The organism is Wolbachia endosymbiont of Pentalonia nigronervosa, from assembly GCF_014534705.1.
Classification (GTDB): domain Bacteria; phylum Pseudomonadota; class Alphaproteobacteria; order Rickettsiales; family Anaplasmataceae; genus Wolbachia.
In genome coordinates, this window is sequence record NZ_JACVWV010000045.1 from 1 (window position 1) to 10048 (window position 10048).

General features: G+C 35.5%; 8 protein-coding genes and 1 pseudogene. 7 read left to right on the forward strand and 2 right to left on the reverse strand.

Going from position 1 to position 10048, the window contains the following annotated elements:
• A pseudogene (locus IC220_RS04875) lies at nucleotides 1-125 on the reverse strand (IS256 family transposase); the annotation flags it as partial.
• 444 nt (nucleotides 126-569) lie between these two features.
• Nucleotides 570-3197 (reverse strand): pyruvate, phosphate dikinase, encoded by a 2628-nt coding sequence (gene ppdK, locus IC220_RS04880; protein WP_188153417.1) that lies wholly within the window; start codon nucleotides 3195-3197, stop codon nucleotides 570-572.
• A gap of 126 nt (nucleotides 3198-3323) precedes the next feature.
• Here ppdK and dut point away from each other — a divergent pair, with 126 nt between their 5' ends.
• The 7 genes from dut to IC220_RS04915 all read left to right on the forward strand — a co-directional run bounded on the left by dut (nucleotide 3324) and on the right by IC220_RS04915 (nucleotide 9879).
• Nucleotides 3324-3773, forward strand: a complete 450-nt coding sequence (gene dut / locus IC220_RS04885; protein ID WP_188153418.1) for a dUTP diphosphatase — start codon at nucleotides 3324-3326, stop codon at nucleotides 3771-3773.
• A gap of 62 nt (nucleotides 3774-3835) precedes the next feature.
• The gene (locus tag IC220_RS04890; RefSeq protein ID WP_188153419.1) at nucleotides 3836-4636 is read left to right on the forward strand and encodes an ankyrin repeat domain-containing protein; all 801 of its coding nucleotides are present in this window, start codon (nucleotides 3836-3838) and stop codon (nucleotides 4634-4636) included.
• Nucleotides 4637-4725: 89 nt separating this feature from the next.
• Nucleotides 4726-5565 carry an ankyrin repeat domain-containing protein gene (locus IC220_RS04895; RefSeq protein WP_188153420.1) on the forward strand — a complete coding sequence of 280 codons (840 nt, stop codon included), beginning with the start codon at nucleotides 4726-4728 and terminating at the stop codon, nucleotides 5563-5565.
• A 90-nt stretch (nucleotides 5566-5655) separates the two neighbouring features.
• Nucleotides 5656-6621 carry an ankyrin repeat domain-containing protein gene (locus IC220_RS04900; RefSeq protein ID WP_188153421.1) on the forward strand — a complete coding sequence of 322 codons (966 nt, stop codon included), beginning with the start codon at nucleotides 5656-5658 and terminating at the stop codon, nucleotides 6619-6621.
• An 88-nt stretch (nucleotides 6622-6709) separates the two neighbouring features.
• Entirely contained in the window at nucleotides 6710-7699 is a 990-nt protein-coding gene (locus tag IC220_RS04905) for an ankyrin repeat domain-containing protein (protein ID WP_188153422.1), read from the forward strand.
• A 76-nt stretch (nucleotides 7700-7775) separates the two neighbouring features.
• The gene (locus tag IC220_RS04910; RefSeq protein ID WP_188153423.1) at nucleotides 7776-9347 is read left to right on the forward strand and encodes an ankyrin repeat domain-containing protein; all 1572 of its coding nucleotides are present in this window, start codon (nucleotides 7776-7778) and stop codon (nucleotides 9345-9347) included.
• Nucleotides 9348-9408: 61 nt separating this feature from the next.
• Entirely contained in the window at nucleotides 9409-9879 is a 471-nt protein-coding gene (locus IC220_RS04915; protein WP_188153424.1) for an ankyrin repeat domain-containing protein, read from the forward strand.
• The last annotated feature ends 169 nt before the right edge of the window (nucleotides 9880-10048 follow it).

Sequence of the window (10048 nt, forward strand, 5' to 3'; positions counted from 1 at the left end):
AAAGGTGTCAGTGCTCCTTCTCTTCCGGTTAGTGGTTTACCTTCTCTTATAGATGACAGGATATTTGTCTCTAATTCTTGATAGTTTACTAATCCAACATAGTTGTTTGCTCTTTTTTCTTTCATTTGTTAAACCTCCATTTTTTATATCATTAATATATCATTTTTCGGTTTGACACAGTTTATTTAACACTCCCTTTTCATGGGCTTTTTGAACTTCGTTGGTACTCTCATATGGCTTGCTTGAATTTTGGTTCACAGAGCCTAACAAAAGTTTCTTTGAGTGAGACATCTAATCCGCTATAATATTTCATAAGACTACTCCTACTGTAAAAGTTTTTTGAAGAACTTATTCTATTGAATTCGTTACTTCGTGCTAAAATAATGGAGTATGTCTCTCCATTACTCAACAGCAATTACAGTATGTCTATTCTTTCTAAACGATCAACGTTCATAATTTCTCCTATCAAAATAATAAGTTTTAATTATTATATACTTAATAAAAATGATCAAGAAATTAATAATAATATTACAATATATTTACTCTATGAACAAAACTCAAATATACCTTTAATTTAAGATTTTTTTTTGTGCTGCAACCAATTTTGCAATTGGTACTCTATAAGGAGAGCATGACACGTAATCTAAACCTAACTCAATAAAAAACTCTATAGACTCTGGATTTGCACCGTGCTCTCCACATATACCTATTTTAATCTCTGGACGAGTTTTTTTCCCTCTTTCAATAGCTATTTTTATTAATTCACCCACTCCCTCAAAGTCGAGCATTTCAAATGGATCATTTTCAAATATTTTATTTTCTTTATAAGAATCAAAAAAATCGACTGAATCATCTCGCGAAAGCCCCATGGTTGTTTGCGTTAAGTCATTAGTACCAAAACTAAAAAATTGTGCATGCCTTGCTAACTTATCAGCAATAAGTGCAGCCCTTGGCAATTCTATCATAGTGCCAATTAAATATTCTACACTAAATTTTTTAGCCTCTTCTTGTGCTAACTTACATATTAACATTAATTCCTTTTCGCTCATGATGAAGGGAATCATGATTTCGGGTTTGATCTTTTTTGCTTGTTCTTTTTGTAATTCATCTGCAGTGCTTAATATTGCTCTAATCTGCATTCTATATATTTCAGGGTAAGAAATTGCCAGCCGACAACCGCGATTACCTAGCATTGGATTTTTTTCTGATAGTTTTGCTATTTTACTTTGTATCGATTCAATTGACTTATTTAGTGACTTGGCCAATTTCTCTATAGCAGCTTGATTATTAGGTAAAAATTCGTGCAGAGGCGGGTCAAGTAGACGTATTGTGACTTCCTTATTTTCCATGATAGAAAATATTTTTTTAAAATCAGATCTCTGCATTTCTTCTAATTTTTCCAATGCATCTTCTCTTGCATTGTTATCATCAGCTATAATTAATTTTTGAATAAACTCAATCCTATCACGGGCAAAGAACATATGCTCTGTGCGACACAAACCTATACCTTCTGCACCGAACATTTTAGCTATTTCTGCGTCCTTTGGCGTATCAGCATTTGCTCGCACTTTTATTGTTTTTATCCCATCTATCCACTTCATCACTGTTGCAAACTCATGTGATAACCCTGGTAAAATAGTAGGAAGAATGCCTAACATCACTTCTCCAGTGCTGCCATTCATGGTAATTGGTTCACCTTGATTGACCTTTATTTCGCCTAATGAAAGAAAAGTTTCATCTTTATCAATATAAAGTCCATTTACACTGCAAATACAAGGTTTTCCCATTCCACGAGTCACAACGGCAGCATGTGATGTCATCCCTCCCCTTGCCGTTATAATGCCACTTGCGACATTCATGCCATTGATGTCTTCAGGGCTTGTTTCCGCTCGCACTAAAATTACTTTCTTACCTTGTTCTACTGCTTTTTCGGCATCATGTGTATTGAAGACAACATATCCAGAGGCAACTCCAGGAGAAGCAGGAAGCCCCTTCCCTATTACTTCTTGGTGCCCCTTAATATCAAGCACTGGATGCAGTAAATTATCAAGAGTTTTTGGTTCAATTCTCAGTATACCTTCTTCTTTTGTAATTATTCCTTCATTTACCATATCCACCATTATGCGGACAGAGGATTCAGCGGTGCGTTTACCTGACCTAGTCTGCAAAATCCACAATTTGCCATCCTGTACGGTAAATTCTACGTCCTGCATATCTTTATAGTGCATTTCGAGTTTTTCACACACTTGACAAAGTTCACGATAAACATCCGGCATTAGCTTTTCCATGGTGCTTTCTGAGATTCCATTGACCGAAAGAGGAGTATAAACGCCAGAAACCACGTCTTCTCCTTGAGCATTTACTAAAAACTCACCAAAACATCTTTTTTCTCCCGTTGAAGGGTTACGTGTAAATATCACGCCAGTAGCGGAATTGTCATTTAAATTGCCAAATACCATTGCTTGCACATTCACTGCAGTGCCAAGATCCTCGGAAATATTATGTATTCGTCTGTAAGAAACTGCTCTGTCATTGTTCCAAGATACAAACACTGCATCTGCAGAATTCAACAACTGCTCTTCAACATTTTGTGGAAAATGTTTACCCGTGTTTTTATGCACTATCTCTTTAAAATCGTGCACTATCCTTTTTAAGGTACTAACATCAAGATCAGCTAAACTTTTTACTCTATTTTCACGTTGTGCCTCATCAACAACACTTTGAAACAAATGGTGATCCAATTGTAGTACAACATTAGAATACATGGTGATAAAACGACAATAGCTATCGTAAGCAAAACGTTCACCACTTTTCTGTGCAAGCCCAACAACAGTTTCATCATTTAGCCCAACATTTAAAATAGTATCAAGCATACCTGGCATTGAATTGACACTACCGGAACGTATTGACACTAACAGCGGATTGCTTGGATCGCCAAATTTACGACCAATATCATCTTCCAACATCGCCATATATTCTTTAATTTCATCGTCAGGTAATTTTTTGTGCTGACAGTATACCTTGCGCTGACAGTACACCTTGCAAGCAGAAGTGGAGATCGTGAAACCAGGAGGAACGGGAATACCAATATTACACATTTCTGCTAAATTGGCCCCCTTCCCTCCTAGCAGATTTTTCATTTCTGCATTGCCTTCACATTTATTCTGACTGAAGTAATATATTAACTTTTCTTCCATTATTTTTTGATAGCAATAAACTTTGTAATTTAATTTATGTTACTTGTTCGTGTTACATTTTGCAAATAAAACCTCTCAATAGACCTGTTTTGTGCTACAATAAAGTTTTTATAGATACAAACTACAATGACAACTGAAATAAAAGTAGAAATAAAAAAGTTACTACATGGAAAGTTACCATGCTATGCAACCGTAGGAAGTGCTGGCATGGATCTGTATGCTGCAGTGGATGCTTCTATTATCTTAAAACCACTAGAGAGATTTTTGGTGCCTACTGGAATTATTATCGCCATACCTAATGGATTCGAGGGACAAGTGAGGCCACGTTCAGGCTTAGCAGCAAAACATGGAATTGCAGTACTAAACTCTCCCGGCACCATAGACTCAGATTATCGCGGCGAGATTAAAGTGTGCCTTATTAACCTCAGTGATCAATCGTATGAAATAAAAAAAGGCGACAGAATTGCACAAATTCTTATTACTCCTGTACCCAAAATAATTTGGCATAACGTGGAAGAGTTCACCATCGATGAAACTGACCGCAATACAGGCGGCTTTGGTTCAAGTGGTAGGTAAAAACAAATTGATTAATTTATTTATATATGTTATTAATATAATATATTTTAATTTGAGTTACAATGACAACAGAAAAAAGATTACACGCCCTCAATATTGATCCTCATCTCGATAAGGACAGTGTGTTTAAAAGAATGCAGGATGCGGTTGGCATAAAATTATCAGATGTAAATTCCCCGTTTAAATTAATAAATTTTTACTATAAAGATTCACTATATGCAGACGTAGCGACATTTGAGAAGTGTACTCTACTACATGTAGCCACTTTATTTAATTGTCATAGACTAGCAGAACTTCTTATAGAAAGAGGAGCGGATGTTAACTCAAAAGATGCACGTGGTCGCACTCCTTTACACTATGCTGCCATACAAGGCCATATAGAAGTGGCAAAAGTCTTCATTAACAAAGGAGCATGTATTGTTTCACAGGACTGCTCAAATAGAACTCCTTATTATTATGCACTTAAATATAATCATCCAGAAATCGCAAGTCTCATAGACGATCATATAAAATCCACAAAACTCTTAATAGATAAAGGTGCAGATCAATCATGTCTTCGTACAATGAATCCCAACAAAGCAAACAAAGCTTTTGATATGATTTGTAAATTCACTGTAGTCACAGGAGTTGCGATAACATTAGGCTTGCTGGGGTCTTTCCTATTATTGAGCGATCCATATATCTTGGGAGCACTACTTCTATCCGGCTTTATAATTGCATCAATAATAGTTGGTGCTGCTGTAATATGTGGCACTATTTGCAGAGCTATGTATACGTGGTCAAAATATGCACTGAGTAGCAAATTAGCTGAAGTGAGCTGTGATGCTGCCTACTCTCATTCACCACAACCAGCTGCCGGATAACACTAACCACAGGAAGTGGTAGGTAAAAACAAGTTGATCAAATTTTAAATATATATATCATCAAACAATACATTTTAATGAGGGTTATAATGTCAACAAAAAAAACATTACAAGATTTTAATAGTAGAGACAAGCTAAGTAAGGAAAATGCGATTGAAATGGCGAGTAAACCTGTACCTTCTACATCAAAAGTGACAATAGAAGTAACAATGGAAATGACAGTAGAAAGAGAATTACAAAATCTCAATAACAACCCAGATCTAAATGAAAACAATGTGGTTAAAATGATGAGTAAGTTTATACCTTCTGCACCAGATGTGAACTACCGGCATCCTTATATTATAGATCTTAACTCTTACATCTTCGCTCAAGGTTGTACTTTATTACATATAGCAGCTGCACTTAATTGTGATAAAATAGCAGACTTTCTTATAAGAAAAGGAGCGGATGTTGACTCACGAAATTATGACGAGTGCACACCGTTACACTATGCTGCCATGTATGGCAGTACAGAAGCAGCAAAAGTCCTCATTGCAGCAAAAGCAAATATCAATACTCAGGACTTTTTTAAAAAACCTCCCTTACAATATGCATGTGAAAGAGGCTATACAGAAGTTACAAGGATTCTAATAGATAACGATGCAGATCGATCCTGTTTTCATACATACATTGCTGAAAAATCCATAGGGGACGGCGAAGTAATGGCTACCATTGCGGGATTCATAGCCACTGCCATAACTCCAATAGTCCTTTCTCAGACCACCGAATTATCTAAATATGCAATAATGGGAGCAACTGTAGCATCTGCACTTATGGTTGGTGGTATTGCTTCTGGGTTCAAATATATACGGGCAAAACATGAACGTAATAGCAAATTAGATGAAGTGGAATGTGATGATGCCACTCCTCTTTCGCCACAACCAGCTTAAACTAACTGCAGGAAGTGGTGGGTAAAATTATAAATTGATCAAATTTTAAATACATATATCATCAAACGATACATTTTTATGAGGGTTATAATGACAATAGAAATAGAATTACAAGATCTCAATAGCAACCCAAATCTAAATCAGATTGAAATGGCGAGTAAACCTGTACCTTCTACATCAGAAATAATGGTAGAAGTGACAATAGAAAAAGAATTACAAGATCTCAATAGCAACCCAAATCTAAATGAGGAGAATGTGGTTGAAATGATGAGTAAAATTGTACCTTCTCAGGGGGAGGATTCATCAGATGTGAACTACCAGTGGTATAGTGTTTATGGCCCTGGCATTTTTTTTGTTCCATGTACTTTATTACATATAGCAGCCAGATTTAACTGTGATAGAATAGCAAGTTTTCTTATAGAAAGAGGAGCAAAGGTTGACTTACGAGATATACTTGGAAGCGAAACCCCTTTACACTATGCTGTTAAGTATGGAGACAATATAAAAGTAGTAAAAATCCTAATTGCAGCAGAAGCAAATGTCAACGCACAGGAGCGTTGTGGAACAGAACCGTACTATGCACTTAAAAATAATGTACTTGGTGGCAAAACTCCTTTACATTATGCTGCCATAAATGACAATATGGAAGTAGCAAAAGTCCTCATTGCAGCAGGAGCAAATGTCAATGCACAGGAGTGTTGTGGAACAGAACCTTTGTACTATGCACTTAAAAATAATTATATGAGAACTGCAAAGTTCCTAATAGATAACGGTGCAGATCTACCTATTCAGACACACATTATTCAAAAAGCAAAAGATGAAAGAATTAATACCTTTGATATCATTATATCCACAGCTTTTGTTGTAACTTTATCAATCCTTTTATATACCACCGAATCACCTACATTTACAATGATTGGAGCTATAGCATCCGCACTTACAACGGGTGGTATTATTTACAAGCTTGAATCTATGTGCTCAAAACATGAACGTAATAGCAAATTAGATGAAGTGGAATGTGATGATGCCACTCCTCTTTCGCCACAACCAGCTTAAACTAACTGCAGGAAGTGGTAGGTAAAAATAAGTTGATCAAATTTTAAATATATATATCATCAAACGATACATTTTAATGAGGGTTATAATGACAATAGAAATAGAATTACAAGATCTCAATAGAAACCCCAATCTAGATCAGGTCAATGAGATTGAAATGGCAAGTAAAGCTATACCTTCTACATCAGAAATAATGATAGAAGTAACCATAGAAAAAGAATTACAAGATCTCAATAGCAACCCAAATCTAAATCAGATTGAAATGGCGAGTAAAGCTATACCTTCTACATCAAAAATGATGGTAGAAGTAAATAAATCTATACCTTTTACACAGGATGTATCAGAAGTAGCAACAGAAAAAAAATTACAAGAACTCAATAGCAACCCCAATCTAAATGAGAAGAATGTAGTTGAAATAATGAATAAATTTATACCTTCTTACAATGCAAATGCAATTGATAGCATTCAATCAAGTTATACTTTATTACATATAGCAGCCAAATTTGACTGTCATATAATAGCAAATTTTCTTATAAAAGCAGGAGCGGATGTTGATTCACGAGATTCTGACGGGTGCACTCCGTTGCACTATACTGCCATATACGGTAGCAATATAGCAGTAGCAAAAATCCTCATTGCAAACGGAGCAAATATCAATCAAGAGGACCATTTTAAAAGACAACCTTTGTATTATGCACTGCAAGATAATCATCTAAGACCTACAAATTTTCCAATTGCAAAGTTCCTACTAAATAACGGTGCAGATCGCTCAGATCTTCATGCATACATTACTGAAACATCCAAAAGGAAATGTATAGCAATAGCTTGCGTTACGTCAGCCACAGCCGCGGCTATAACTCCATTAATTCTTACATATAACACCAATTTCTCTGTGTTTGCAGTAATGGAAGGAGCTCTAGTATCTGTGGTTTCAGTGGGTGTTATTGCTTACGAGCTTGCATATACGTGGACACAACGTACAATTAATAGCAAATTAGATGCAGTGAAATTAGATGATGTGAAATTAGATAGAGTGAAATTATATGATGCACCCTCTTGTTCACGACAACCAACTTAAACTAACTGCAGGAAGTGATTGATTAAAATTTTAATATATGATATCCTTAATATCATATATTTTAATTAGCATTACAATGACAAGAGAAAATCAAAGGAAAAAAGTGTCACCAGGCCTTAAAGGTTCTAGTATAGTAAATATTGAGGAAGCATTCAAAGAGCTCAATAATAACTCAGGGCTAAATAAGGACAACATACTTGCAATGATAAAGAAATTTATTTTTCAAGATATGAACTCACAGCATTTTCAAGATGTGAACTACCAGAATCTTGAAGATTTTATTTTTGGCACCGAAGTCTTTGTACCAGGTTGTACTTTATTACATATGGCAGCCAGATTTAACTGTCCTAGACTAGCAAAACTTCTTATAGAAAGAGGGGCGAATGTTAACTCAGAAGATGAACATGGTCGCACTCCTTTACACTATGCTGCCATAGACGGTGACAATATAGAAGTAGCAAAAGTCCTCATTGAAAATGGAGCAAATGTCAATGAACAGGATATATATAGAATAAGACCTTTGTATTATGCACTTGACAATGGTTATCGAGAAGTTGCAAAGTTCCTAATATCTAAAGGTGCACAGATAAGTAATAAAGAAGTATTACAAGCTCTCAATGATCGCCCGGATCTAAATAAATATACTGTGATTAAAATGATGTGTGAAGTTTTATCTGTTATGAATTCACCAAATGTGAACTATTCGCGTCATAAAATTATATATCATGCTAGCTCCCTTATTTTTATTCATTGTACTTTATTACATGTAGCTGCTTTATTTGATTGTCCTAGACTAGCAAAACTTCTTATAGAAAGCGGGGCGAATGTTAACTCAGAAGATGAACATGGTCGCACTCCTTTACACTATGCTGCCATGCAAGGCAATATAGAAGCAGCAAAAGTCCTCATTGAAAATGGAGCAAATAATAGGCATGATTGTTATGGAAACACTCCTTTGCACTATGCACTTGAAAATAATTATCTTGAAATTGCAAGGTTCCTAATAGCTAATGGTGCATCGGTAACTGTTGGAAAAATATTACTAGAACTTAATGACCATCAAGGTCTCAATCATGAGACTGTGATTGGAATGATGCGTAGGTGCATACCGTATCTTGTGAGCAACTCATCAGATGTGAACTATTCGCGTCACAAGATGATGTATTATGGCAGCTTTAAACCCATTCTTATTCATTGTACTTTATTACATATAGCAGCCGAATATAATTGTCCTAGACTAGCAGATTGTTTGATAAAAGCAGGAGCGGATGTTAATTCAAAAGATGCACGTGATCGCACTCCTTTACAAGTTGCATTTGAAAATGATGATCTAGAAACTGCAACGCTTTTAATAGCTAACGGTGCAGATCGAGCATGTGTTCCGGCATACATTACTAAAACATCTAAATTGAAAGGCGAAGCAACTGCTGTCATGATGGTGATCATAGCCACTGCAATAACTCCAATAGTCCTTGTTGAGAGCACCGAATTATCTGCATCTATAATAACAGGAGCAACTATAGCATCTATGATTTTAGCGGGTGTTATTGCCTATGGAATCGCATATATGTGGGCAAAATATGAACTGAGTAGCACATTAAAGGAAGTGAAATGTGATAACTCTCATTCACCACAACCAACTAAGTAAATTTTAGTTGATTAATTTTTTAATATAAATTATTAATATAATATCATATATTTTAATTAGAATGACAATAGAAATAGCATTACAAAACCTCAATAGCAACCCAGATCTCAATGAAAAGAATGTGATTGAATTGATGTGTGAAATTTTACATATTATGAATTCATCAAAGGTGAACTACCGGCATCCTCATATTATAGATCTTGGCTCTCACGTCTTTGCTCAAGGCTGTACTTTATTACATATAGCAACTGCACTTAATTGTGATAAAATGGCAGATTATCTGATAAAAGCAGGAGCGGATGTTAACTCAAAAGATTGTTATAAACGCACACCGTTGCACTATGCTGCCATGTATAACAGTGCAGAAGCAACAAAAGTCCTCCTTGACAAAAAAGCAGATATCTATGCATGGGATTTTCTTCGTAACACCCCTTTACAACTTGCAATTGCAAGAGACAGCCTAAAAGTTGCAAAGCTTATAACAGACGAAAGTAAAGATCGCTCACTTAGAAGATGTCTTGAAAAGAAATGAAAAGATAAATATACTAAAGCAAATGTAGAATTAAGAGGTAAAAAAATGTATCCAAGTGACATAAGTGACAAAGAATGGGAAATACTAGAGCCATACGTTGCACAAGGGGCAATAGGAAGGCCAAGAAAACACGATATTAGAGCGATTATTAATGCAATAAGATATATAA

Coding starts and splice junctions, on each gene's coding strand:
- ppdK (WP_188153417.1), bottom strand. CDS start 3,197: ATGGAAGAAAAGTTAATATATTACTTCAGTCAGAATAAATGTGAAGGC.
- dut (WP_188153418.1), top strand. CDS start 3,324: ATGACAACTGAAATAAAAGTAGAAATAAAAAAGTTACTACATGGAAAG.
- IC220_RS04890 (WP_188153419.1), top strand. CDS start 3,836: ATGACAACAGAAAAAAGATTACACGCCCTCAATATTGATCCTCATCTC.
- IC220_RS04895 (WP_188153420.1), top strand. CDS start 4,726: ATGTCAACAAAAAAAACATTACAAGATTTTAATAGTAGAGACAAGCTA.
- IC220_RS04900 (WP_188153421.1), top strand. CDS start 5,656: ATGACAATAGAAATAGAATTACAAGATCTCAATAGCAACCCAAATCTA.
- IC220_RS04905 (WP_188153422.1), top strand. CDS start 6,710: ATGACAATAGAAATAGAATTACAAGATCTCAATAGAAACCCCAATCTA.
- IC220_RS04910 (WP_188153423.1), top strand. CDS start 7,776: ATGACAAGAGAAAATCAAAGGAAAAAAGTGTCACCAGGCCTTAAAGGT.
- IC220_RS04915 (WP_188153424.1), top strand. CDS start 9,409: ATGACAATAGAAATAGCATTACAAAACCTCAATAGCAACCCAGATCTC.